Source organism: Streptomyces adelaidensis (assembly GCF_016598475.1).
GTDB lineage: Bacteria > Actinomycetota > Actinomycetes > Streptomycetales > Streptomycetaceae > Streptomyces > Streptomyces adelaidensis.
Window position 1 is genome coordinate 69,682 of sequence record NZ_JAEMUX010000012.1, and the last position, 24,473, is coordinate 94,154.

Annotated in this window: 18 protein-coding genes and 2 pseudogenes; 14 read left to right on the plus strand and 6 right to left on the minus strand. The window is 70.0% G+C overall.

From position 1 onward, the window contains the following. Positions 1-183: 183 nt before the first annotated feature. Both I8N67_RS09620 and I8N67_RS09625 read left to right on the plus strand, forming a co-directional pair. Positions 184-1,497 carry a DUF2330 domain-containing protein gene (locus I8N67_RS09620; protein WP_200302190.1) on the plus strand — a complete coding sequence of 438 codons (1,314 nt, stop codon included), beginning with the start codon at positions 184-186 and terminating at the stop codon, positions 1,495-1,497. Between the two features lie 694 nt (positions 1,498-2,191). Next, on the plus strand, positions 2,192-2,863 hold the full coding sequence (locus tag I8N67_RS09625) for an O-methyltransferase (RefSeq protein WP_200302191.1): 672 nt from the start codon (positions 2,192-2,194) through the stop codon (positions 2,861-2,863). A gap of 22 nt (positions 2,864-2,885) precedes the next feature. On the opposite strand, the gene I8N67_RS09630 is transcribed toward I8N67_RS09625, so the two are convergent. Next, entirely contained in the window at positions 2,886-3,281 is a 396-nt protein-coding gene (locus I8N67_RS09630; protein WP_200302192.1) for a hypothetical protein, read from the minus strand. 119 nt (positions 3,282-3,400) lie between these two features. Between I8N67_RS09630 and I8N67_RS09635 the strand changes: the two genes are divergently transcribed. Continuing rightward, positions 3,401-3,802, plus strand: a complete 402-nt coding sequence (locus I8N67_RS09635; protein WP_200302193.1) for a DnaJ family domain-containing protein — start codon at positions 3,401-3,403, stop codon at positions 3,800-3,802. Positions 3,803-3,899: 97 nt separating this feature from the next. After that, positions 3,900-6,563, plus strand: coding sequence for an NACHT domain-containing protein (locus I8N67_RS09640; protein WP_200302194.1), 2,664 nt, complete (start codon positions 3,900-3,902; stop codon positions 6,561-6,563). A 122-nt stretch (positions 6,564-6,685) separates the two neighbouring features. Here the strand turns inward: I8N67_RS09640 and I8N67_RS09645 are convergent, their stop codons facing one another. Then, complete coding sequence (locus I8N67_RS09645; RefSeq protein ID WP_200302195.1) at positions 6,686-7,219, minus strand: hypothetical protein; 534 nt, start codon at positions 7,217-7,219, stop codon at positions 6,686-6,688. Positions 7,220-7,224: 5 nt separating this feature from the next. Next, positions 7,225-7,985, minus strand: a pseudogene (locus I8N67_RS09650) (hypothetical protein). Positions 7,986-8,134: 149 nt separating this feature from the next. On the opposite strand from I8N67_RS09650, the gene I8N67_RS09655 reads away from it, so the two are divergent. Then, on the plus strand, positions 8,135-8,641 hold the full coding sequence (locus I8N67_RS09655) for a GNAT family N-acetyltransferase (protein WP_200302340.1): 507 nt from the start codon (positions 8,135-8,137) through the stop codon (positions 8,639-8,641). Here the strand turns inward: I8N67_RS09655 and I8N67_RS09660 are convergent. Continuing rightward, on the minus strand, positions 8,622-10,844 hold the full coding sequence (locus I8N67_RS09660; RefSeq protein ID WP_234045384.1) for an MDR family MFS transporter: 2,223 nt from the start codon (positions 10,842-10,844) through the stop codon (positions 8,622-8,624). The two genes, I8N67_RS09655 and I8N67_RS09660, sit on opposite strands and share 20 nt — an antisense overlap. Positions 10,845-11,315: 471 nt before the next feature. On the opposite strand from I8N67_RS09660, the gene I8N67_RS42450 reads away from it, so the two are divergent. Further along, a complete protein-coding gene (locus I8N67_RS42450; RefSeq protein ID WP_307835191.1) occupies positions 11,316-12,137 on the plus strand; it encodes a peptidoglycan-binding domain-containing protein in 822 nt (273 codons plus the stop codon). A 49-nt stretch (positions 12,138-12,186) separates the two neighbouring features. Here the strand turns inward: I8N67_RS42450 and I8N67_RS09670 are convergent, their stop codons facing one another. Continuing rightward, positions 12,187-12,567, minus strand: coding sequence for an antibiotic biosynthesis monooxygenase family protein (locus tag I8N67_RS09670; RefSeq protein ID WP_200302197.1), 381 nt, complete (start codon positions 12,565-12,567; stop codon positions 12,187-12,189). Positions 12,568-12,743: 176 nt separating this feature from the next. On the opposite strand from I8N67_RS09670, the gene I8N67_RS09675 reads away from it, so the two are divergent. Then, positions 12,744-13,067, plus strand: coding sequence for an antibiotic biosynthesis monooxygenase family protein (locus I8N67_RS09675; RefSeq protein ID WP_200302198.1), 324 nt, complete (start codon positions 12,744-12,746; stop codon positions 13,065-13,067). Between the two features lie 295 nt (positions 13,068-13,362). Here I8N67_RS09675 and I8N67_RS09680 read toward each other — a convergent pair. Next, positions 13,363-13,893 (minus strand): annotated as a pseudogene (locus I8N67_RS09680) (HAD-IA family hydrolase); the annotation flags it as partial. A gap of 255 nt (positions 13,894-14,148) precedes the next feature. On the opposite strand from I8N67_RS09680, the gene I8N67_RS09685 reads away from it, so the two are divergent. The 7 genes from I8N67_RS09685 to I8N67_RS09715 all read left to right on the plus strand — a co-directional run bounded on the left by I8N67_RS09685 (position 14,149) and on the right by I8N67_RS09715 (position 24,432). Continuing rightward, positions 14,149-17,124, plus strand: a complete 2,976-nt coding sequence (locus I8N67_RS09685) for a Tn3 family transposase (RefSeq protein ID WP_200302200.1) — start codon at positions 14,149-14,151, stop codon at positions 17,122-17,124. Positions 17,125-17,366: 242 nt separating this feature from the next. Continuing rightward, the gene (locus tag I8N67_RS09690; RefSeq protein WP_200302201.1) at positions 17,367-18,380 is read left to right on the plus strand and encodes a DMT family transporter; all 1,014 of its coding nucleotides are present in this window, start codon (positions 17,367-17,369) and stop codon (positions 18,378-18,380) included. Positions 18,381-18,606: 226 nt separating this feature from the next. Then, positions 18,607-19,683: an iron-containing redox enzyme family protein gene (locus tag I8N67_RS09695; RefSeq protein ID WP_200302202.1), complete on the plus strand. Its 1,077-nt coding sequence runs from the start codon at positions 18,607-18,609 to the stop codon at positions 19,681-19,683. A gap of 27 nt (positions 19,684-19,710) precedes the next feature. Beyond that, the gene (locus tag I8N67_RS09700; protein WP_200302203.1) at positions 19,711-20,412 is read left to right on the plus strand and encodes a 2OG-Fe dioxygenase family protein; all 702 of its coding nucleotides are present in this window, start codon (positions 19,711-19,713) and stop codon (positions 20,410-20,412) included. A 32-nt stretch (positions 20,413-20,444) separates the two neighbouring features. Beyond that, positions 20,445-21,362: a diaminopimelate epimerase gene (gene dapF / locus I8N67_RS09705; RefSeq protein WP_200302204.1), complete on the plus strand. Its 918-nt coding sequence runs from the start codon at positions 20,445-20,447 to the stop codon at positions 21,360-21,362. Next, positions 21,359-23,446, plus strand: a complete 2,088-nt coding sequence (locus tag I8N67_RS09710) for a molybdopterin-containing oxidoreductase family protein (protein WP_200302205.1) — start codon at positions 21,359-21,361, stop codon at positions 23,444-23,446. Before dapF ends, I8N67_RS09710 begins: the two co-directional genes overlap by 4 nt. Next, the gene (locus I8N67_RS09715) at positions 23,443-24,432 is read left to right on the plus strand and encodes an aldo/keto reductase family protein (protein ID WP_200302206.1); all 990 of its coding nucleotides are present in this window, start codon (positions 23,443-23,445) and stop codon (positions 24,430-24,432) included. Before I8N67_RS09710 ends, I8N67_RS09715 begins: the two co-directional genes overlap by 4 nt. Positions 24,433-24,473 lie beyond the last annotated feature (41 nt).

Here is a 24,473-nt window from a genome sequence, read left to right on the forward strand (position 1 = left end):
GAGTCGCCCTTGTTTTGTCTGGATGACGATAGTGCGCGGAAGGTTGCCCGCACTCTCAGGGGCGCGGCGTGGATCACGGATGCACATCATGGGCGGGCCTGTGACAGGCCACGGACAATGACCTGAAAGCATGGCTCCGAGCACGTCGGAACGGCAGGGGGCGCACGGGGGATGGTGGCCGGCATGGGGGATTTCGTACGGGAGCGGGCACGCGGACGGCTGTTGGCGGTCGTCCTCGCGCTGCTCGGGTTGCAGCTGGCGTCCCTGGTGGCACCGGCGTACGCCTGCGGCTGTGGCGCGATGGTGCCGGACAGCGAGCGGAACATGTATGTGAACCGCGAGATGTCCGTCGTGCGCTGGGACGGCCGCGAGGAGCAGATCGTGATGAGCCTGACGGTCGCCGGTGACGCCCGTACGGCCGCCTGGATCATGCCGGTGCCCAGCCGGGCGACGGTGCGGCTCGGCGACGCGGCCGTCTTCGACCGGCTCGACGAGGAGACCGCGCCCGAGTCCCGGCGCCGTGAGTACTTCTGGCCGCGCTCGGGCGACTGGCCGTTCGAGTGGGGGACGTCGGACGGCGCGGGGGCCGAGGCCCCGCAGGCCGGCGCCGGGGTGGGTGTGGTCGGCCGTGAGCGGCTCGGCCCGTTCGACGTGGCCCGGCTGACCGCCACCGACTCCGGCGCCCTCGGCGACTGGCTGGACGAGAACGGCTTCGCGCTCCCGGACCGGCTGGACGCGGCGCTGGAGCCGTACGTCCGGCAGAAGTGGGAGTACGTGGCGATCCGGCTGGCGCCGGAGGACTCCGCGTCCAACGCCCCGCTCTCCGGCACCCTCGACCCGCTCCACCTCACCTTCGCCAGCGACGAGCCGGTCTACCCGATGCGCCTGTCGCGCCTCGCCACCACCCCGCAGTCCCTCGCCCTGTACGTCCTCGCCGAGCACCGCATGGAGCCGAGTTCCGCGATCGGCGGGGACCGGCCGGAGGTGACCTTCGCGGGCCGCCTCGACGCACCCACGGGCACCCTCGGCGACCTCACCGCCGGCGGCACGGACTTCCTCACGGCCATCGACCAGAACTTCCCCCAGCCGTCACAGATCTCCGACGACCACACCCTCCGCCGGTCCCCCACCGACGACACCTACCGAAAGGTCATCTACATGGACGAGATGTGGACCGTGGGCGGCATCCCCGGCTGGCTCTTCACCTTCGGCCTCGGCATCGCCGTACTGGCCATCAAGGCCGTAGCCGTAGCGATCGTCCTCAAACGAAACGCAGCCAAGCAGCCGCCGCTGGTGCCACCGCCGGGGGCCTACCCGCCGGGGGCCTACTACCAGCACGGGGCGCCGATGCCGCCGGGGGGTTACCAGCCGGGGGCGCCGGGCGGCTTCCCGCCGGGCACCTCGGTGCCACCGGGGCCGCCGGCGGGCGCCCCGGCACCGCCCGCCGACCACTCACCTGGCGCACCCACGGACCAGAAGCCCGGGCCGGCCGCCTGAAAATCCCGCGCCGGGTGGCACCGGGACCACGACACCGGGATCACCGCCGGGAATCGCGGCGCCCCAGGCGGCTACCCGCCGGGCACCCCGGCACCGCCCGCCGGCCAGCCGGCTGAGAATCACGGGCCGGGCGGCGCCCGGGCCACTGCCCGGGCGCCGCCCGCTGCCGGGACGCCCACCCGCCAGGACGCCGGCCCCGCTCGACGGCCGCCCGCTCAGGCCCTGCTGCCACCCTGCAACCACTCGCCGGGCGCCCCGATCCAGGGCCACGCCCCCGACACCCGCCCCTCCCCCGAGGAGAAAGCCCGGCACGGTCGACCAAGAATGGGAGGCCGTGCGGGACACCGGGCTCACCGGCAGCGCGCCGACCCGGCGCCCACCCACCAGGGCACCGTGCCACCCGGCGCCCACCCACCGGCGCACCGTGCCACCCGGCGCCCACCCACCGGCGCACCGTGCCACCCGGCGCCCACCCACCGGCGCACATTGCCACCCCTCAGCCACCCGCCAGGCGCCGCGCCCACACCCCCGTCGCGCGCGAGATGCCCGCCCCCGTCGGCGAGAATGCACTCAGACTCGCGCCCCCCCCGGAGCGGCGAATCGCTGACAGGGAGTCGACCTGCGCCTATATTCGTTAGGGCGACTAGTTAGCTGACCTAACTAGACATTTGAAGGGCACAGGAGGCAGAGCTTCATGAGCGAGTCGCAGGCCTGGGACGACGTCGACGACTACTTCAGCACCCACCTCTCCCCCGACGACGAGCCCCTGGCGGCCGCGCTGCGCGACAGCGTGGCCGCCGGGCTCCCGCAGGTCAACGTCACGGCCGGCCAGGGCAAGTTCCTCCAGCTGCTGGCCCAGATCCAGGGGGCCCGCCGCATCCTGGAGATCGGCACCCTCGGCGGCTACAGCACCATCTGGCTGGCGCGGGCGCTGCCCGCCGACGGCCGGCTGATCTCGCTGGAGTACAGCGCCCGGCACGCCGAGGTCGCCTGCCGCAACATCGCGCGGGCCGGCCTGGACGCGCTCGTCGAGGTGCGGGTGGGCCCGGCCCTGGAGTCGCTGCCCAAGCTGGCCGACGAGAACCCCGGCCCGTTCGACCTGGTCTTCATCGACGCGGACAAGGCCAACAACCCGCACTACGTGGAGTGGGCCCTCAAACTCACCCGCGCCGGCAGCGTCATCGTCGTCGACAACGTCGTACGCGGCGGCCGCGTCGCCGACGCGCACAGCACCGAGCCGGACATCCGCGGCACCCGCGCCGCCATCGAACTCATCGCCACGCACCCGAAGTTGACCGGCACGGCGATCCAGACGGTCGGCGGCAAGGGGTACGACGGGTTCGCGCTGGCCCGGGTGCTGGACTGAACCCGTCGCCGCCGAGGCCCCGTCAGGGCTCGTGGTAGAAGCCGACGTTGACGCTGCGCGGACCCGTACGGTCGTATATGACGAGTTCGCCGGAGCCGTTCGGCGGAAGCTTCGCGGTGCCGCCGTACGGCAGCGGCTGGGGCTGGTGGCCGAGCAGGGTCAGCCGCACCTCGGAGGAGGGGTCGGCGTGCGAGCCACGCAGCCAGGTGACCTGCCAGTTGCCGTCGGGGCCGCACAGGAATTCCAGGTGCACCCGGGAGACGAAGAGCCAGTCGTCAGGTGTCGCGAGACGGCACACCACCCGATCGCGGCCCACCCGGAGCACGGCGCCCGGCTCGCTGGGCGCGTCGGCCATCTGCATGCCGGCCGTCGCCCCGGCGTCCGCCTCGGAGACCGAGGCCATGGTGAGTTCGAGCACGTACCGCTCCTAACGGGTCAACACTCCAGTTGTCGCTGCGCACGGCACGCTTGGCGCACCGCCGCCGCATGATAATTCCCCAGATCGTCCGGTTGTGCGGGCTCCGGCACAATGGACGCATGACCGAGCGAAAGCCACCCGGTGTCAGCTTCGAGTCCTTCGTCGACAAACAGATCCGCGACGCGGAGGCGCGCGGCGACTTCAAGGCCCTCCCCGGAGTGGGCCGGCCGCTCCCCGGCGACGACACGACCTACGACGAACTCTGGTGGATCAAACAGAAGACGGCCCGCGAGGGCCTCTCCGTCCTGCCGCCGACGCTGGCACTGCGGAAGGAGGCCGAGGACGCCTTGGCCGCCGCCACCGAGGCACCTTCCGAACGCATTGTCCGCAAGATCATCTCCGAGATCAACGTCAAGATCCGCGACATGATGTTCAAGCCACCGCCGGGACCGCCGCTGGGCCTGAAGCCGTACGACGTGGAAGCCGTCGTACAGGAGTGGCGCGAGCGCCGGGAGGGGTGAGCCGGACACCTCTGCCGCACAACCCCGGGTGCGGCCGACCCGGTCCCCCGCTGGTTGCCGCGTCCTATGCTGTGAGGTATCGGGGGAAGGGGAACGCGTGGACGCTGCTGCCATCGGTGCTCGTCTGGCGTCGAGCGTGGTCGCGCCCCTGGTCAGAAAACTCTTCGTGCAGCAGGGGGCCGGCGCCGGTCTCGTCCCCCAACCGGTGAAGGTCTCGGGTCTGGTGTCGTTCCGGGGCGAGAAGCGCGTCCTGGGTGAGAAGGAACTGCGGAAGGTCGCCGCGGAGCTGGTCGCGCGTGCCGTCGGGTCCACCGGTCCTGTCGAGCGGCCGGTCGCGTTCGACGAGGAGGACGCCGTCGCCACGGCGTTGGCCCATACGCTGCGGGCGCTGGGCGACCTGGACATGGACGACGTCCAGGCGGTGCAGCTCGGTCACCGGGCATTGGCCAGACGGCTGCGTGACGCTGACCCCCGGGTGACCTTCGACCTGTCCGACGACGCGGCGAGGCTGCACGACACTCTGGTGGACGTCGCCTGCCTGCACATCCTGCACTTCTTCACCCAGCGCTCGACCTTCGTCGCCCGCACCCTGGTGAGCCAGAGCACCCAGCTCGCCGAAGCCGTCACCCGGATCGACCTGCTCCTCGAACGAACCCCCTCACGGATCGGCGAGGACGCCGCCTTCGAAGCGCGCTACGCCGCGTACGTCACCGAGAAGTACGGCACGCTCACGATCTACGGCATCGATTTCACCAACTCCCCCGCCCAGTGGCCGTTGGACACGGCCTACCTCAGCCTGGAGCTGGGAGTCGGTGAAGGCACCCGCCGGCTGCCGATCCGCGCCGATCACGTGCTGGCGGACGGACGGGACCGCGTGCTGCTGCGCGGAGTCGCGGGATCCGGGAAGACCACGCTCGTGCAGTGGCTGGCGGTGACCGCAGCCCGGGGAGCGACGCCGGACGGACATCTGGCCTCCTTGACCGGCCGGGTCCCGTTCGTGCTCGCGCTGCGGACCCTGACGCACTCCTGGCACGACCTGCCCACGCCCGGACGTTTCCTGACAGCCGCTCGGAACCCGCTCGCCGACGCGCAGCCGCACGGCTGGGCCGACCGCGTCCTGCGGGCCGGGCGAGGCCTGCTCCTGGTCGACGGCATGGACGAAGTGCCGTCCGCCGTCCGGGAGAAGGCCAAGGAATGGCTGCGTGATCTCATCGCCGCCTACCCGGGAAACCTGTGGCTGATCACCTCCCGCCCCTCCGCGGTACGTGAGCGCTGGCTGGACGGCCAGGGATTCACCGAAGGGTCCCTGGCCCCCATGAGTACGGCCGATGTCAACCACTTCATCCGGCGCTGGCACTCGGCGGCCCGCGCCAGCGACACCTCCGACTGGGAACTGCTGGACAGCTACGAACAGTCGCTGACGGCGGCGGTGCGCACCAAGGGCGATCTCTCCCGCCTGGCCACCAACCCCTTGATGTGCGGCCTGATCTGCGCCCTGCATCGAGACCGCCGGGGTTTCCTGCCCCGTGCCCGCAAGGACCTGTACGACGCCGCGCTGTCGATGCTGCTCTCCCGCCGTGACATCGAGCGGAACATGGCGCTCACCGACAGCATCGACCTCACCGAGGAGCCCAAGACACAGCTTCTGCAGAAGCTCGCCTACAAGTTCCTGCTGAACGGCAAATCGGAGATCGACAGCGACCAGGCGGAAAGGATCATCGCCCATACGCTGCCGTCGGTGTCCGCTGCCGCGAGCCAGGGGACGGCGCGGCAGGTCTTCCGGCATCTGCTGCTCCGCAGCGGCGTGTTGCGCGAGCCCGTGCCCGGCACGATCGACTTCGTCCACCGCACGTTCCAGGACTATCTGGGAGCCAAGGCCGCCGTGGAAGAAGGAGATCTGTCCCTTCTGGTACTGCGCGCCGCGGACAGCCAGTGGGAGGACGTCATCCGCATGGCCATCGCCCACGCGCGCCCCAAGGAACGTGCGGTCCTCCTGAGCGAGCTCATCTCGCGCGGCGACGTCGCCGTACCCCGCCGGCGCACTCTGCTGCACCTTCTGGCCATGGCGTCGCTGGAGCACGCGACCGAGCTCGAACCGTCGATCCGCGCCCGGGTGGAGGAGCGCGCCGCCCGCCTGATCCCGCCCAGGAGCGACACCGAGGCCCAGGACCTGGCCCAGGTGGGCCCCGTGGTCCTCGAACTGCTCCCCGGACCGGAGAACCAGGAGCCCGACACCGCTGCCCTCACCGTACGGACGGCGACGCTGATCGGCGGCGACGCGGCGATCCCCGTCCTCGCCCGGTACACGGGCCACCCGGATCCCGCCGTACGCGGCCACATCGCCCAGGCCTGGCATCGCTTCGACACCGACCAGTACGCCACCGAGGTCATCGCCCGCCTCCCCGACGACGACATCTACTTCGAGATCGTGACGCGGGCCGAACTCGCCGCGCTCGGACGCCTGGGCGGCCGCGCCCAGCTGCGGATCGGCGCTGAACTCACCCCCGAGGACCTGGTGAACGGCCTCGTCGCCGAACGCCTGACCTGCCTGTGGCTGCACGCCGACCAGGCCCCCACATGGGAGTGGCTCGCCGCCTTCCCCCATCTGCACACCCTGCTGCTCGACCGCAGCTTCAGCGCCGTGGACCTGTCCGCGCTGGCCGCGCATCCGAGCCTTCGGACCGTGGGCATGGACCCGAGACAGAGAACGACCGAAGGGGGACAGCCCGACCCCCGCTTCCGGATCACGACCAACGTCTGACCGGGGACACGCCACCCGTGACGGCGCCGGCCTCGGCCGGCGGATACGAGGAGGCCGCGCCCCGGTGCACGACCCGGGGCGCGGCCTCCTCGTATGCCGCTGTCGGCGTCAGATGTCGGACATCAGAGCCGCAGCAGCCGTTCGGTCAGCTCTCGGTAGTCGCGCAGGGCGAGGCGGAGCTGTTCGGTGTCGGTGGAGGTGGCGCGGTCGTCGGCGGTGGTCTGCCAGGTGGCGCGGAGGGTACGGCGCCGCTGGGTCACCGCGTCGGTGAAGCGGGCGGCCGCGTCCTCCAGAACGTGATCGGCCTCCTCGACGGCGGTCCGGGGCTCGTCGACGAACCCACCGACCGCGTGCTGCAACCGCAGCGACAGCTTGTCGCACTCCTCATGGGCCAGCAGCGGGGACCCGGCCCTGGAGCCACCCGTGGTGGGGGCCTCGGTGTGTTCCCTGCGGCCTTCGCCGAGACCGCCCGGTGTCCCGCCGTCGCCACGGCCCCCGGCGCGGCCGTCCGTACGGTCCGCCGCCGTGTCGTGCCCCGCCACCACGGCCGCGTGGGTGCCGGTCGCACCCGCGGGGCCGGTGGTGGTGTCCGTCGCCCGGGTGCCGGGGGCGATCCCGCTCCCCTTCGCGCCGTCACGCCTCATGTCGTCCGTCATCCCCCTCAACTCCCCTTCGCGTGGCGCCTGGTGAGCACCGACGGCAGATGGGCCCGGTGGGACCGGCCGCCGTTGGAGCGGGCGGCGGGTGCGTGGCGGCGGCCCTCGGTGGCCGTACCGTCACGGTCCGCCCGCGCGTCCCGGCGGTCGGGTGTCACCAGGTCCTCGAACAGGGCGCGGGCCTCGATCATGGCCTCGCGCAGTTCCTCGGTTCCGGTGGCCGTGCCGGGGGCGGTGCCGGCGCCCGCGCGGCCCTCGGCGGTGGTGCCGGAGGCGTGTGCCGCGCGGTGCACCCGGCGGTAGCCCTGCACGTGGTGCGCGTGGTGCACGGAGAGCGCCTCCAGCTGGGTCTCGTAGCCGCCGCCGTCCGCGAAGCCGCGCGCGCCGGCCACCTCGGTGAGCAGCCGGTCCGCCTCGGCGACCGCCTGGCGCGGCGAGTCGACGAAGCGTTCCTGGGCGGCCGCCCAGCGGGACTCGTACCGTTCGCGCTCCGCGCCCGGCAGCGGCCGCTTCTCCAGCGAGCCGTGCCGTTTCACCCTCCCCCACTGCCTGAAGGGCGTGGGGGGACCCCCACGGCGAGCTCGCGGGCGGCGGCCCGCTCGTCGCCGTCGTGCCGGGTCACGGTCCGGTCGTACTCGGGTCCGAAACGCCGCTTCAGCGATCCGCCGCCCGCCGCAGCGCCTCGGGCACGCCAGGTCAGGACGGCCGCCACGACGACCACGACCGCCACGATCACGATCAAAGCGATGATCAAGCCTGTGGACATGAATGCCTTCCAGAGTCCTCGGCCCGGGCTTCTCGCCCCAACGGGCCGCCTGTCGCACGGGTTGCCCGAACACCTCGGTTCAAACGGCAAGCGTCCCGGACCGTAATTCGCTTGCGGGCGACCGGCGTCCACTCCGGACAATGACCACCATGCCCCGTACGACGACCGCTTGGTCCCTGGCCCCCGAGCCCCACGACTCCCCCGCCGCCGCCGTGCTCTGGCGGGCGTACTACACGGAGGTCAGCGACCGCTGGTATCTGCTGCACGAGGGGCATGTCACGGACCCGGACGAGCTGGCGCGTGAGGTCGCGGCGGACACCGGGGAGTACCTCGCGCCGCCGGGCGGGGTACTGCTGGTGGCGCGGTACGAGGGGGAGCCGGTCGGCACGGCGGGGGTACGGCTGATGGACGCCGCCACGGCCGAGCTGAAGCGGGTGTTCCTGCTGAAGGAGGCCCGGGGCAGGGGCGGTGCCGCGCTGCTCGTGGCGGCGGCCGAGGACGCGGCCCGGACGCTCGGCGCGGAGCGGATCGTCCTCGACACCCGCGGCGACCTGGTGGAGGCACGCGCGCTGTACTCCCGGCTCGGCTACGAGGAGAGCGCACCGCACAACACCGAGGAGTACGCGGACCACTGGTTCACGAAGAAACTGACGTAGACCCGGCTTCCGTCCCGGACTCAGCCGTGGTCGTGGCGGACGTGCGACGCGTGATCGCGCCCTCGACGTGCGGGCGTTCCCCGTCCGAGCCGCAGAGTTCGGCGTTGAGTTCCTCGACGAGGCGGACGAGGTCGGTGGGCCGGTCCGGGCCCCACCAGTCGCCGAGGAGTTCGGCGAGGGAGTCCTCGCGGGCCTTGGCGAGCCGCTCGGCCGCCTCGTGTCCGGTGGCGGTGAGGACGAGGTCGATGCCTTCGCGGCGGGCGAGGCGGCGCTCCTCGACCTGCCGGGTCGCGGCCATGATCACGTCGAGGGGGACGGCACTGCTCTCCGCGAGCACGGCGGGCTCGGCCCAGCCGTACTTCCTGATCCGCAGCAGCAGCCAGCTCGCGGCGGGCAGCAGGTCGTAGCCGGCCCGTGCGGTGATCTTCCGGTAGATCTCGCGCCGGCCCTCCCGGGAGCCGAGCAGGGACAGCGCCCGGCACACCTCGTCGTACGACGACCGCTCGACGGGCACGGTGGCGAGCGTCTCCGTGGCGTCGGGCGCCGTCACGGACGCCCGCAGCCGGTCCTCGCGCAGGAACCAGGCGAGGACGAAGCCGAGGAGGGCGACCGGGGCCGCGTAGACGAAGACGTCGGTGATGGCGGAGGCGTAGGCGTCGAGGACGGGCGGCCGTAGCGCGCCAGGCAGGTCGGCGATCTCGCGCGGGTCCGCCTTCAGCCCGTCCACACTGACGCCGGAGGGGAGCCGGACCCCGCTCAGCGCGTCGGTGAGCTTGTCGCCGAGGTGCCCGGCGAAGACCGTACCGAAGACGGCCACGCCGAACGAGGCGCCGATGGACCGGAAGAAGGTCGCACCTGAGGTGGCGACGCCCAGATCCTCGTACGGGACGGCGTTCTGCACGATCAGGACGAGGACCTGCATGACCAGGCCGAGGCCGAGCCCGAAGACGAAGAGGTACGCGCTCAGCTCGCCGGTGGAGCTGTCCGCGTCGAGCTGGTGCAGGAGCAGCAGCCCGAGCGTGGTGACGGCCGTACCGGCGACGGGGAACACCTTCCAGCGGCCCGTACGGCTGACGATCTGTCCGGAGACGGTCGAGGACAGCAGCAGCCCGCCCACCATGGGCAGCATGTGCACACCGGACATGGTCGGCGACACACCGTGCACGACCTGGAGGAACGTCGGCATGTAGGTCAGGGCGCCGAACATCGCGAAGCCGACAACGAAGCTGATGACGGCGGAGAGGGTGAAGGTGCGGACCCGGAAGAGCTTGAGGGGGAGGACGGGTTCGGCCGCCCGCCGTTCGACGGCCACGAAGACGGCGGCGAGCAGCACGCCCAGCACGGCGAGGCCGATGATCTGCGGCGAGTCCCAGTCCCAGGTGGTGCCGCCGAGGGAGGCGACCAGGACCAGACAGGTGGCGACGGAGGCGATGAGGAAGGTGCCGAGGTAGTCGATGACGTGCCGCTCGGTCCGGCGCGGGATGCGCAGCGCGGTGGCGATGACGATCAACGCCACCGCTCCGACCGGCAGGTTGACGTAGAACACCCAGCGCCAGCTCAGATGCTCGGTGAACAGCCCGCCGAGCAGCGGCCCGAGCACACTCGTCGCGCCGAAGACCGCGCCGAACAGGCCCTGGTAGCGCCCGCGTTCACGCGGCGGGACCAGATCCCCGACGATCGCCATCGACAGCACCATCAACCCGCCGCCGCCGAGGCCCTGAAGCGCCCGGAACCCGATCAACTGGGGCATGTCCTGCGCCGTTCCGCACAGCGCCGACCCGATGAGAAAAATCACGATCGCCGTCTGGAACAGCCTCTTCCGGCCGTACTGGTCCCCCAGCTTCCCCCACAGCGGCGTCGCCGCCGTCGCGGCCAGCATGTACGCCGTGACCACCCACGACAGGTGCTCCAGCCCGCCGAGATCGCTCACGATCGTCGGCAGCGCCGTCGACACGATCGTCTGGTCGAGCGCCGCCAGCAGCATCCCGAGCAGCAGGGCCCCGATGGGGACCATCACGCCACCGGGTACGCGCTCGCCGGCAGGGGTGTCGTGGCGGCGGGGGCGGCCGAGCGGGGGCGTGGAGGCGGGGGTGTCGGCGGCGGTGCGGCCGCTGGTCGCGCCGCCGGTGCCGTTTTCGGCCGTGCCGTCGGTCGGGTCGCCAGTCGGGGTGTCGGTCGGGTCGTCGGTCGTGTCGTCGGTCATGCAGACCTCCCGAGGGTCCGAGGGTCTCGTACAGCGTCCCCAGTCTCCTCTTCCTCGCTTCCCATTCCTCCCCTTCCTCCACTCTCCGTTCCATCGTGATCGGTGTGACCGGTTATGGCCTGTCGAGCCGTTCCGGAACCCGTGATTCCCGGGGCGCCAGGGAGATTCTGTGGCGACCGTTTGCTTAAACTCTGGAGTCTTCGCGGGGAGGAACGACACATGAGTGAACCGACCAGTCACATATGTCCGGAGTGCTCCACACCCAGGGCCTCGGACGGCACGCCGTCCTGCGCGTGCGGCCGCCGCGCGTCCGAGGCCCTTCTCGAAGTCCGTACGGCCGAGGCGGCGGCAGCGGAGGACTTCGACCCTCTTCGGATACGGCCCTATGTGGAGCTGGGCGGGGACGGGGGCGGGGACGGAGCCCGGGGCGGGCACGACAAGCATGATGCTTTAACGATTCAGCAGGAGCGGGTGGACCCGTTCCGGACACAGCGGTCACCCTCGCCGGCCGCAGAGGCCACAGGGGCCGCACGGGCCTCGGGAGCTGGGGGGCCCGCGGGGGCCACGACGACGGTCCTCGCGCCCTTCGAGGACGATGCCTTCGCCTCCTCCCCCTCCCCCTCCCCCGCCTCCTCGGCGAGGCGCGACCGGCGTCGGCGCCGCCGTCGTACGGGGATCATCGTGGCCCTCGCGGGGACGGCCGCCGCGGGAGTGATGGCCGCCGCCGGATTCATGAGCGGGCTGTTCTCCTACGACGCCCCCGAGCGGGACGGCGCCCTGCCGGACGACCTGCGGGCGAGCGCGCCGGACACGTCCGCCGACGGGGACGCGTCGCCGGTGGAGCCGTCCGAGGAGGACGCGGCCGGGGCGCCCGCACCGGCCCCGACGGGCGAGGCCCCGCCGCCGAGCCCCACGCCGACCCCGTCCTCCTCACCTTCGCCCACGCGATCGTCCGCCTCGCCGTCGGCGTCACCCGACCCGACGCGGAGCTCACCCAGCGCCAGTGCCTCCGGCGGCTCGTCGGCCGCCGGCTCGGAGGAGTCGGACAGCCGACTCGTCGTCCCCAAGACGCTCCGCGCGGGCGACGACGACCCCGAGGTCACCGAACTCCAGCTTCGGCTGCGCCAGTTGGACTTCTACAACGGCGACATCGACGAGAACTACAACAGCCAGGTCGAGCTGGCCGTCTGCGCGTACCAGGAGTCCCGCAACATCACGAAGGGCCAGGAGGAACCGGGCGTCTACGGTCCGGTGACCCGGGAGCGGCTGGAGTCCGAGACGAAGGAGCCGTGACGGGCGAGGCGGCCGGGCGGGGTAGACCCGTGGCAGGCCGCGTGTTCGGTCAGCCTGCTGTCGGGGGCTGCGGGGCCCGCTCTCGCGTGAACCCGCTGCTCCGCTCCACTTTCGCCACACGCAGCGTGTAGCTCTGGTACCACTCGGCTTGCCCGCGCTTCTGCGCCGTGCGGTGCTCGGCGTTGGTCCGCCACTCCGTGAGGGCGTCGGCGTCGCGGAAGTAGCTGACGGTGATGCCCAGCCCGCCAGGAGTCTGCGCGTGGTCCATTCCCAAGTACCCGGGGATGTCCTTCACCAGGTCTTCCATGCGTGCGTTGGTCTCGCTGTAGCCGCTTTGGTTCTGGGTTCGCACCGTGGTGAAGACGGCCATGTAGTAGGGGGGTTCGTAGGCCTCGACGGGCGCGACAGGAGCTTCCGAGTCATTGCTCATGGCGTCACGGTAAGGCGGGACGCGCCCGATGATCCAGCGTCTTTCCCGAACGTGCCCAAGCGTGCCCGAGCGGGACACATAGGGGATCGGGCTCCTGACCACCCGCATGTAGGAGACTGCTCCCACGTGGTCAAGGCCAGGTGCAGCGCCCGGCCTGTGTTCCTGAAAGGTGTCATGTGCCCAGCGTGGTAAAAATCAACGTCCTGACCGTCCCCGCCGAGCAGCGTGAGGTGCTGGAGAAGCGGTTCGCTTCCCGCGCCGGTGTGGTCGAGAACTCCGACGGCTTCGAGTGGTTCGAGCTCCTGCGTCCCGTCGACGGCACCGACAACTACCTCGTCTACACCCGCTGGCGCGACGAGGACGCCTTCCAGGCGTGGATGGAGGGCCCCATGAAGCAGGCGCACCAGGGTGGCGGCGAGCGCCCCAAGCCGGCGGCCTCCGGCTCGACCGTCTGGACCTTCGAGGTCCTCCAGCAGACGGGCCCGAAGTCCGAGGGCTGACGAACACCACCCCTGAGCACAACGCCCCGGCCCGGCAGCGAAACCGCTGCCGGGCCGGGAGGTTCATCGTCCGGGCGGGGAGGTTCAGCGTCCGGCGCGGGGCGATACGGCGTCCGGCGCGGGGCGATACGGCGTCCGACGCGGAGCGATTCGACGTCGGGAGCCGGCCGATTCAGTGCCGGCGCGGAGCGATACAGCCTCCGGAGCAAGCCGAAACGACGTCCGACGCGGGCCGATACAGCGACCGGAACAGGCCGATACGACGTCCAGCGCGGGCCCGAGTTCTCCGCGCGCCCTAACCGACACGCACCCGGATCAGCCCGCCCTCGCCCACCTCGACCCGCACCGCCGTCAAGTCACGCACCACCACATCCGGCCCATGCGGCCGCGCCCGCTCCCCGATCCCCACCACCCGCATCCCCGCGGCCCGACCGGCCTCGATCCCGGCGCCGGAGTCCTCGAAGACGACGCATTCCTCGGGCGGGACGCCCAGTTCGGCGGCGCCCTTCAGGAAGCCCTCGGGGTCCGGCTTGCTCGCCCCGACCGACTCGGCGGTGATGCGTACCTCGGGCAGCGTCAGCCCGGCGGCGGCCATCCGTGCCGTGGACAGCGCGACGTCGGCGGAGGTCACCAGGGCGTGCGGTACGGCGCCGGTGACGAGGGAGGCGAGGAACTCGGGCGCGCCGGGGATCGGGACGACGCCGTCCACGTCAGCCGTCTCCTCGGCGAGCATCCGCGCGTTGTCCGCGTGGTTCTGCTCCACGGGCCGGTCCGGCAGCAGGACGGCCAACGTGGCGTACCCCTGGCGGCCGTGCACGACCCTCATGGTGGGCGGAGGAGATACGCGTAATAGCCGCCACTTCATAGCAGAGTGTGATGATCAAATACGGTGAGTGTGTGTACGCTCCGTGATCTGGCCCTGGCACCGCCACCGGGATCGTCGCCGTTTATTGTGGCCGCTGTCAGTCGGTCGGGCGTGGGGCGGTTGGTGTGGCGTCGCTGGAGCGGACGGCGTATCCGAGGTTCAAGAGGCTGATCTCGGAACGGGAGTTGCGGGAGTTCTTCACGCCGTCGGCGGGAGGTGGCGTGGGCACGTGAGCGTACGCATGACCGCCCGGGCCGGGTCTTGGCGCTGTTGGTGATGCTGAAGTCCGCGGCACGACTGGGCCGCGTCCCCAAGCTCGGGGAGATACCCGAGGTGGTCGTGGCTCACGTGCGCGATCAGGCGGGGCTCGCTGTGGGGACGCTGCCGGAGGCGGACTCCGAGCGGAGCGAGGAGCGCTACCGGTCCGCCGTACGTGAGCGCCTGGAGCTGAAGCACAGGCCGGGCGAGGCCCGCGCGGTCGCGGAGGCGGCGATGCGGGCGGCGGCGCCGGTGAAGGCGCATACCGCGGACCTGGTGAACGTGGCGCTGGAGGAGCTGGTCCGGCAGAAGGAGCGGCTGGAGCTGCCGGCGTTCTCCACCCTGGACCGGATGGCTGCCCGTATCCGCTCCGAGGTGGAAGCCTCGCAGTGCGAGGCGATCGTCGCGCGCATGAGTGACGCGGCGCGGGAGCGGGTCGCGGGCATGCTGGAGGTCGTCGAGGGCGAGTACCAGAGCCTGTTCGCGTGGATCAAGCAGCCCGCCCGGCGGGCGACGTGGTCACGGTTTAGGGCCCATGCGGAGCGGATGGAGAGGGTGGACGGGCTGGGGGATGCCGTCTTCTGGGTGGGGAAGACACCGCCGGCGAAGGTGGCCGCGCTGGCCGAGCAGGCGAGGGTGCTGTCGGTGGGCGAGATGAAGGACATCGCCGAGCCCCGCCGCACCGCGATGACCGTGTGCCTGCTCGCGCAGGTGCAGGCGGCGGTGCGGGACGAGACCGTGGTGATGCTCTCCAAGCGCATGTCCCGGCACCTCAAGCGGGCCCAGGAAGAGCTGCTGGAGATCGAGAAGCGGCAGAAGGAGACCACCGAGCAGCTCCTGGCCACCTTCCGGGACGTGCTGACCGCCCTGCGCGGCAGCGGCGAGGCCGCTCCCGGCGCGTGGGAGAGGGAGGCGTCGCTGGATGACCTGCTGGCGCTGAAGAACGCCCGGGCTGCGATCGAGGCGGCGGGCGGGTTCGAGGCCCAGCTGGCGGAGCTGGAGGCCCTGGATGCCTACCGGGGCAGTAACTACACGGCACTGGTAGAGCGCTTCTTCAGGCCGGACCGGCCGACCATGTTCAAGATCGCCCGCCGTCTGTCGTTCACCGCGACCTCGACCGACCGCAGCGTGCTGGATGCGCTGGACCACGTCCTCGCCTATCAGCACCTCACCCGGCCCCTCGTGGCGGACACGCATCCCACCCGCAAGGACGAGAACGGGGAGTTGGTACGGCTGGACCTGTCGTTCGCGCCGAAGATGTGGCTGAAGACCGTCTACTCCCGTGAACAGCCGGGGATGCTGGTGCGCCGCCATTTCGAGGCGATGGTGTTCGCCTGTCTCGTGGAGGAGCTGCGTTGCGGTGATGTCGCCGTGATCGGGGCCGAGGACTACGGTGACTGGACGCGCATGCTCCTGCCGTGGGAGCAGTGTGAGCCCAAGCTCGCGGGCTTCTGCGAGCAGGCCGGCTTCCCGGCCACCGCGAGCGAGTTCACCGTTCGGCTGCGCGAGCGGCTCACCATGATCGCCGAGACCGTGGACGCCGGGTATCCGGACAACCAGGACCTCACCATCGACCCGGTCACCGGCGTCCCCTCCCTTGCCGTACGCAGAGCAGGCGAGCGCACCGCCTCCGCGGAGAAGCTGGAAGAAGCTCTCTCCGAGCGGCTTCCCGCCCGCAGTGTGCTGGAACATCTGGCGCGGGCGGCGCACTGGACGGACTGGTGGAAACGGCCCGGCCCGCGCTCGGGCAGCGAGCCGAAGCTGAAGGAACCCCTGCCGCGCTACGTGACCACCGCGTTCGTCTACGGTTCCGGGCTCGGCCCTGCCCAGGCGGTGCGCCACATGCGGGGCAGCGTGGCCGCGCACGAGCTCGGCGCGATCGCGAAACGCCACTTCACCATCCCGGTTCTCAACCGGTGCGGGGCCGACGTCGTCAACGCCCACGCCGGCCTGGACCTGACGGCGGCGTGGGGGGATGGGTCGGTGGCGGCGGTGGACGGCACCATGATGGACACCGTCATCGACAACCTCCTCGCCGAGACCTCGATCCGCTACGGCGGCTACGGCGGGATCGCCCACCACCTCGTCTCCGACACCTACGTTGCGCTCTTCTCCCGGTTCATCCCCTGCGGGGTGTGGGAAGCCGTCTACCTCATCGACGCGCTCCTTGCGAACGAGTCGGAGGTCAAGCCGGACACCGTACACGCCGACACCCAGGGCCAGTCCTTCCCGGTCTTCGGGCTCGCCCACCTGCTCGGCATCGACCTGCTGCCGCGGATACGCAACTTCCAGGACCTCACCTTCCACCGCCCTGGTCCCCAGGTGCGCTACCGGCATATCGACGCGCTGTTCTCCGCCGACCCACGCACCTGCATCGACTGGAAGCTCATCGAGAACGGCTGGAAGGACCTCATGCAGGTCGGCCTGTCGGTACGGGAAGGCACCGTGTCCTCCGTCACCCTCCTGCGGCGCTTGAACAACCACTCCCGCAAGAACCAGATCTACCGGGTCTTCCGCGAGGTCGGCCGCGCAGTCCGGACGATCGTCCTGCTCCGCTACCTGTCGGACCCACAGCTGCGGGAACAGATCACCAGGGCCACGAACAAGGCCGAGGCATACAACGGGTACACGAAGTGGCTGCACTTCGGCGGGGACGGCTACCTGCGCTCCCGCGATCCCGAACTCCAGGAGAAAGCCGTCAAGTTCCTCGACCTGATGGCCAACAGCATCATCTTCTCCACCACCGTCGACATGACCGACACACTGCGTCAGATGGCCGCGCAGGGCTGGGAGCTGAGCCCCGACGACATCGCGGCGCTCAGCCCGCACCGCAGGGACAACGTGCTGCGCTTCGGCGACTACGACACCGCCACCCTCCACATCCCGCCCGGCCCGTACGACAGCGCGCTTCGCCTTCCTGCGGATGGCCTCTGACGGTGCTTGAAGAACGCGCAGGTCACACGAGGGGATCTGTCCCCGAGCGGTGGACAGGTCCCAGTCCATGCTGGGACGCCTGCCCTTTGCCGGGTAGGGTGATCACATGCAACTGTTTCTGACGCCTCCGCCGCCCGCCGCTTAAGGCGGGCAGTCATGCAGAGCCATCCCGGGGTTACCGGGGTGGCTGCGCGGGTTGCCCACGGAGACATCGTGATGGCAATCAATCGAGGAGACCTCAGTTGCAGTCCTCTTCTGCCCTGCCCGTCCGGCAGGGTGTCTTCTACGTCGCAATTGCGGCCACAGCATGGGGCACTGGCGGCGCAGTGGCCGCCGAACTGTACGACGTCGGCGGAATCGGCCCCATCTCCGTTTCCTTCTGGCGGTTCCTCACCGGGCTCGGGCTGCTTCTGGCAGCTCACCTGGTCCGACGGTCCCGGCGGCCGGAGACTGCGCTGTCGCTGCGCGCAACGTTCGCGGCGAACCCGCGGCGAGCACTGATCACAGGCTTCGGGCTGGCGGTGTACCAGACGGCTTACTTCGCCTCCGTGCAGCAGGCCGGGCTGACCGTGGCCACGGTGGTGACCTTGGGCTCGGGTCCGGTACTGGTCGCGGTCGGAGCCCGGCTCACGCTGGGCGAGCGCACTGGCGTCGCCGGAACCGCCGCGGTGGCGAGTGGCGTCGGCGGCTTGGTGCTGCTGATGGGGGGCGCTGATGGGAGTACTGGCCCGGCTCCTCTCTTGGGCATCGGATACGCGCTGCTCTCCGCCGCCGGGTACGCGGGCGTGACGCTGCTGGGCCGTTTTTCCGGCCGGAAGAACGCCGGTGGCGCGTTCGAGTCCACGGTGACCGGCTTCGCGGTCGGCATGGTCTGCCTTCTGCCGATGGCTCTGCTGGAGGGCTTGCTGCCCGACTTGGAGCGTCCGGCGTGGACCCTGGGCCTGATCTTCTACCTGGGGGCTGTGCCGACGGCGCTGGCGTACACGTTGTTCTTCGTCGGCCTCGGCGCGGTACGGGCGACCACGGCCTCCGTGGTCGCCCTGGTGGAGCCGCTCACCGCGGCGGTCATCGGCATGCTGGTCTTCGGCGAGCGGCTCAACGCGATCGTCCTCACCGGCACGGCCCTGCTGCTGTTCGCGGTTCTCTTCCTCGCCGCCGACGAGGGGGTTGGCCGAGCGGCTTCCCGAAGGGCGTCCGACCCAGGTGCTGACCACGGCCAGCGCATGTCGCGTCCGGCCATGCCGACGAAGGACTGACGCCTAAGCACCATGCACAAGGCGGGCGGCGGCCGTTGAGGCCGCCGCCCGTCATTACAACCGGTAGCGAATGATGCGCATCACGCCATCCACGTTCAGTGAGCACGCATCCTTGTACCAGATGCGTCAAGACCTCTCGTCACGCCAAACCTCTCGATGCGATGTAGCTCCTTGAATGACAAAGAAGTTAGCGTTCCGCAGGTAGCCATGCGGTCATGCCGCTGGCATGGAGAATCGGCATACGACAGGAGACGGTGTGAGCACAGGGGTTCACTTACTCGATCAGAAAACGGGCGTGGAGGTCTATCCGGTGGTTGAGGAAATATCCTCGCTGCTGAATCGGTCCGCGCAAGATCTTGACGCTTCACTCACCACTGGTGAGCGGGCGGATCTCCGCAAAGCGGTCAGCGAACTCAACGCGCAGTCCGCAACCGGCGATCAGGGAGCCTTCTACGGCCAGCAACTGCTGCTCTCCCGTATCTACGGGCTCTCGACGAAACTCCCCGAGGCGCCCACCGCCGAAGGTTCCGTGGTCGTTCAAGAGGTACTCCGGCTGCTCGAACAGGCCACCATGGCCACCGAAGACGCCATGCTGGAGCCCGGCATACTCGACGCCGCGCCGACGGAACCCTCCGCGTTCCTCTCGTGGCTGAAGAAACTCGCCCGTCAACACCGGGTCTACAAGCACCCGTACTACCGGGAGTTCATCCGCAACCAGGCAACGGAAGACGACCTGCGGAACTATGTGATCCAGGAATCGGTCGTCGACGGGCGATTCGATGATCTGCTCGCCATGATGCAGGTCGGCACCAGCGGCGCCGCGAAGATGGAGATAGCCGAAAACTTCTGGGACGAGATGGGAAACGGGGACCCGTCACAGGTCCACACCCATCTCTTCAACCAGATCTTCCGAGTCTTCGAAATTCCCGCCGAAGAGCTGGAGCGGTCACTCACCGCCAACGCGCTTCTGTCCGGAAATCTCGCCGTGCTTCTTTGCCGCTACCGGCACCTGTACCCGGAAGCCGTCGGATTCCTGGGAATGACCGAGTGGCTGGCGCCCGACCGCTTCGTGCAGGTCGTGCACGCCTGGGAGCGCCTCGGACTGCCCGACGTCGGCATCGTGTACCACAAGCTGCACATCACCATCGACTCCCGGCACGCGGCCGGCTGGTTCCACAACGTCGTCGTCCCGGCTGCCGAGTCCGAGCGCATGCGGCGCGCGATCGCCCGAGGAACACTGTGGCGGCTCAACTCCTCCGCCCGCTACCTCGACGAACGCATGCCCGATCTCGCCGCTCACTGACCGGTCTGACAGGAAAGGCTCCGCGTCATGCCACTCGGCCCGCAAGGATTCTCGATCATCGCTCTCCCTCCGGCCACGCCGGAGATGCTCCAGAGCTACGAAGACCTCCCGCTCGACCCGTACATGGGCAACGGCACGCGTTTCAAACGGTTCGCCCAGTACCGGCTCACGCCGGAACCCGGACGCGACAAGGGCTGGCTCTACGAGAAGCTGCCGCAGCGTGACTACACCACCTACAAGCAGTTCAACAAGGTGGGTGGTGGTATTCGCCGTACGTACGAGACCATCCTTGCCGACTTCACCCCGATGATCACACTCGGTGCGGATGCGATCGGTCTGGACCGCGGTGAGGACTGGCAGATCAACGTCCACCAGAACCGCACCAGGGCCGACGGCCAGCACCCCGGACCACTGACCCCGGAGGGTGTGCACCACGACGGACATGAGCACGTCATGATCGCCGTGCTGCGGCGGAACAACGTCGGCGGAAGCGAGACCCGCCTGTGGAAGCCGGGCGCCGACGAGCCGTTCTGGACGGGCACACTGGCGGCCGGACAGGCCGTCCTTCTGGATGACAAGGCACTCCAGCACGACGTCACGGACGTGACCTCCGCCGACGGCGGGCCTGGCCACCGGGACATCGTGATCATCGCCTTCTCCCGCTGGAAGGACAAGTGGTACGGCGACGAGCACGACGTGGCGGCCCTCGCCAACAGCCCGAAGAACTGACCCGCCGCGGCGGGCAGCTCATGGTCGACTTCGTGAAGTACCAGGCGCTGGGCAACGACTACCTGGTCGTCGACCCCCGATACGGCGGCACGGTCCTCGCCCCCGAGCCCGCCCCCGAGGCCGTCCGCTTGCTCTGCGACCGGCACTACGGAGCAGGGGCGGACGGGCTGCTTCTCGGGCCACTGGAACCCCCCAAGCCCGACACCCCCGTGTCGCTGCGCATCTTCAACGCGGACGGCAGCGAATGCGGGATGAGCGGCAACGGACTGCGCATGTTCGCCCTGTACGTCGCTGAGCACCACGTCGAGCAGTGGCGTGGGGGCAAGCCGTTCACGGTACGGACACGAGGCGGCGATGCGGAGGTCCGAATTGTGGACTTCGCTGACGGCCTGGTGCGTGTGGGCATGGGGCTGCCGCGGTTCACCTCCGTGGAGGGCAACGGAGACAACGGCGTCGGCGTCGGTGGCGTTGCTCTCTCTGTTGCCGGTGAGGGGCCGGACGCGGCGGTCACCGTCACCGACCTGCACCTGGGCGTTCCACACACAGTCGTGTTCAGGGACCGGATCGACAGGGAGCTGGCTCAGCGCCTGGGTCCCGCTCTGGCCTGGCATTCCCGCTATCCCGACGGCACCAACGTGGAGTTCGTGCGTGTGAACGACGACCACACGTTGGATGCGGTGGTCTGGGAGCGGGCCGCCGGCCAGGTACCCGCTTCGGGGAGCGGTGCGTGTGCCGCGGCGGCCGTGGCGTACGCGCGCGGCTTCGTCGGCCGGGACGTGAGAGTCCGCATGCCCGGCGGTGAAGTCGAGGTGAGCGTGGCGCGGGACGGCCGGGTCAGCTTGACCGGAACCGCGCGGGAGGTGATGCGGGGCGTTCTTTCGCCTTCGCTGCGCACGGAGTTGGCTGATCGGCGCGCAGTGCCGGAGCCGTCTGGAAGGAGAGGCACATGAGTGTCACGCAAGTCCCCGGGGCATGCCCGCTGGACTGCCCGGACGGCTGCAGTTGGCAAGTGACGGTCCGGGACGGTGAGGCCGTCGCGCTGCGCGGCACCCCGGACCATCCCTACACCAGGGGCACCCTGTGCGTGAAAGTCAACCAGTTCCTGGAGCACACGCGTGCGCCGGACCGGCTGCTTCACCCGCTGCGGCGCATCGGCCGCAAGGGCGAGGGCCGGTTCGAACGCATCAGCTGGGACAGCGCCCTGGGCGAGATCGCGCGGCGGTTGACGGAGACCACCGAACGCCATGGTGGCGAGGCGATCTGGCCGTACCAGGGCACCGGAACCCTCGGCTTCCTCCAAGGGCTGCAGGGGCGGGCCGGCAGCAGGCTGTGGAACGTACTGGGTGCTTCGCGCCACGACATGACCATCTGCTCGATCGCCGGTCTCGCCGGACTCCAGTACACACTCGGCACCAGCACCGGGATCGATCCGGAGAATCTGGTTCATTCCCGGCTGATCCTGCTGTGGGGGAGCAATCCCCTCACGACCCACCACCACCTCTGGAAGGTGATCCAGCGCGCGCGGCGCGACGGTGCACATGTCGTCGTCATCGACCCGATCCGCAGCCGCACAGCGGCCCAGGCCGACGAGCACATCGCGCCCCTTCCGGGCACGGACGCGGCGCTCGCCCTGGGCCTCATGCACGTGGTTCTCCAGGAGGGTGCCGAGGACCAGGAGTACCTGGACACCTACACCGTGGGGTGGGAGGAGTTCCGGAAGAGAGTGCTGGAGTTCAGCCCGCGTCTCACGGCGCAGGAAACGGGAGTGACCGAGGAGGAGATCGTCCGGCTCGGACGGCGCATCGCCAACAGTCGGCCCACCGCCATCCGGGTGTCGCAGGGCATTCAGCGCCACGCCGGGGGCGGCACCGCCCTGCGAACCCTCGCCTGTCTGCCCGCCGTGACCGGCGACTGGCGGCGACCCGGCGGCGGTCTGCTCTACTCGACCGACGGATACTTCGGCGGGAACCGTGAGGCCCTCTACCGGGACGACCTGCTGAGCCGTCCCGTACGGAGCCTGTCCATGACGCGGTTGGCCGAAGGGCTGCTGGAGACGGACGATCCACCCGTCGAGGCACTGATCGTCTACGGCGCCAACCCTCTGGCCAGTTCCCCTGATCAGAACCGAATCCGCCAGGGCCTGGTCCGGGAAGACCTCTTCACCGTGGTCATGGATCACTTCCAGACCGACACCGCCGACTACGCGGACATCGTGTTGCCCGCCACCATGCAGCCCGAGCACCTGGACGTGCACGACGGCTACGGCCATCTGTACATCACCTGGAACGAACCGGCGGTTGCCCCGCCCGGGGAGTGCCTGTCCACCACAGAGACGTTCCGGCGCCTGGCCCGGGCCATGAAGCTGACGGAACCGGCGCTGTACGCCAGCGACGAAGAACTGGCGGGCGAACTCCTCGACTCCCGGCACCCGTCCCTGGCCGGCATCACCGTGGACACACTGCGCGACAGAGGATGGGCGCGGCTCTCCTACCCGAAGGGGTACGTGCCCTTCGAGAACGGTTTCCCCACCCCGTCGGGGAAACTCGAGTTCCTCTCGGAGACCGCCCGGGCAGACGGCTTCGACGCCGTGGCCGGATACGTTCCGGCCACGGAGACCCGTGACACCCAACTGGCAGAGTCTTTCCCCTTCGTCCTCCTTTCCGTGGCGAACCACTTCTTCCTCAACACCATCTTCGGAAACAAGCCTGCGCTGCGCCGCCGGGCCGGCCCGCCGTATGTCGTGCTGCACCCGAAGGACGCCGCGGCGAGCGGCATCGTGACCGGCGACCCTGTCCAAGTGGCCAACAGCCGAGGCGCCTTCGAGGCCCTGGTCAGAATCGACGACGTCGTACGCCCAGGAGTCGCCATGACGACCAAGGGCCACTGGCCCAAACTGACTGACGGCTCCGGCCCGAACGCCACCGTCGACGAACGGGACGCGGACATGGGCGGCGGAGCGGTCTTCCACGACAACCGCGTGCGGATCACACCCCTGCCTCCGCGCGGGGACGACAGCAGTGAGGACTGCGCATGAAATTCAGACAACTGGGCCGTAGTGGACTTCAGGTCAGCGAGATCGCCTGCGGAAACTGGCTCACGCACGGCGCCCAGATCAACGACGACCAGGCCGTCCAGTGCGTCCATGCCGCGCTGGACGCCGGAATCACCACGTTCGACACGGCCGACGTGTACGCGGGCACAGCCGCCGAGGCCGTACTCGGCAAGGCGCTGAAAGGCCAGCGTCGCGAGTCCCTGGTGATCTCCACCAAGGTGTTCTTCCCGACCGGTCCCGGACCGAACGACGGCGGTCTGTCCCGCAAACACATCACCGAGGCCATCAACGGCTCACTGTCGAGACTGGGCACCGACTACGTCGACCTGTACCAGGCACATCGCTTCGACCACCGGACACCGCTCGAGGAGACCCTCAAGACCTTCGACGACCTCATCCGGCAAGGCAAGGTCCTCTACATCGGCGTCTCGGAGTGGACCGCGGACCAGATCGCACGGGCCATGAAACTCGCCGGCGAACTGGGCCTGGACCAGTTCGTGTCCAACCAGCCCCAGTACTCGATGCTCTGGCGTGTCATCGAGGAGGAGGTCGTACCCCTCTGTGAACAGGAAGGTCTCAGCCAGATCGTCTGGTCGCCTCTCGCTCAAGGCGTACTCACCGGCAAGTACCTGCCCGGGCATCCTCCGCCCGCCGGATCGCGGGCCACGGACGAGGTGGGCTCCGGCTGGGTGAAGACCTTCCTGCGCGACGAAGTGCTCGAGAGAGTGCAGCAGCTCACCCCCATCGCTCAGGAGCTGGGCCTGACCCCGGCCCAGCTCGCTGTCGCCTGGACGCTGCAGAACCCGAACGTCGCCTCGGCCATCGTGGGCGCCTCCCGGCCGGAGCAGATACGCGACAGCGCAAAGGCTGCGGGCATCCGTATCGACCCGGCGCTGATGCGTCGCATCGACACCGCCCTCGGCCCGGTCATCGAACGTGATCCAGCCAAGGTGGACAGCGCCGAGTAATGCCACCTCCCATGCGTTCATTCCACCGAGTCCCTGGGGAA

Coding starts and splice junctions, on each gene's coding strand:
- I8N67_RS09635 (WP_200302193.1), top strand. CDS start 3,401: ATGACCGAGCGAAAGCCACCCGGTGTCAGCTTCGAGTCCTTCGTCGAC.
- I8N67_RS09660 (WP_234045384.1), bottom strand. CDS start 10,844: ATGACCGACGACACGACCGACGACCCGACCGACACCCCGACTGGCGAC.
- I8N67_RS09645 (WP_200302195.1), bottom strand. CDS start 7,219: ATGACGGACGACATGAGGCGTGACGGCGCGAAGGGGAGCGGGATCGCC.
- I8N67_RS09655 (WP_200302340.1), top strand. CDS start 8,135: ATGCCCCGTACGACGACCGCTTGGTCCCTGGCCCCCGAGCCCCACGAC.
- I8N67_RS09670 (WP_200302197.1), bottom strand. CDS start 12,567: ATGAGCAATGACTCGGAAGCTCCTGTCGCGCCCGTCGAGGCCTACGAA.
- I8N67_RS09700 (WP_200302203.1), top strand. CDS start 19,711: ATGCCACTCGGCCCGCAAGGATTCTCGATCATCGCTCTCCCTCCGGCC.
- I8N67_RS09715 (WP_200302206.1), top strand. CDS start 23,443: ATGAAATTCAGACAACTGGGCCGTAGTGGACTTCAGGTCAGCGAGATC.
- I8N67_RS09625 (WP_200302191.1), top strand. CDS start 2,192: ATGAGCGAGTCGCAGGCCTGGGACGACGTCGACGACTACTTCAGCACC.
- I8N67_RS09620 (WP_200302190.1), top strand. CDS start 184: ATGGGGGATTTCGTACGGGAGCGGGCACGCGGACGGCTGTTGGCGGTC.
- I8N67_RS09710 (WP_200302205.1), top strand. CDS start 21,359: ATGAGTGTCACGCAAGTCCCCGGGGCATGCCCGCTGGACTGCCCGGAC.
- I8N67_RS09695 (WP_200302202.1), top strand. CDS start 18,607: ATGGAGAATCGGCATACGACAGGAGACGGTGTGAGCACAGGGGTTCAC.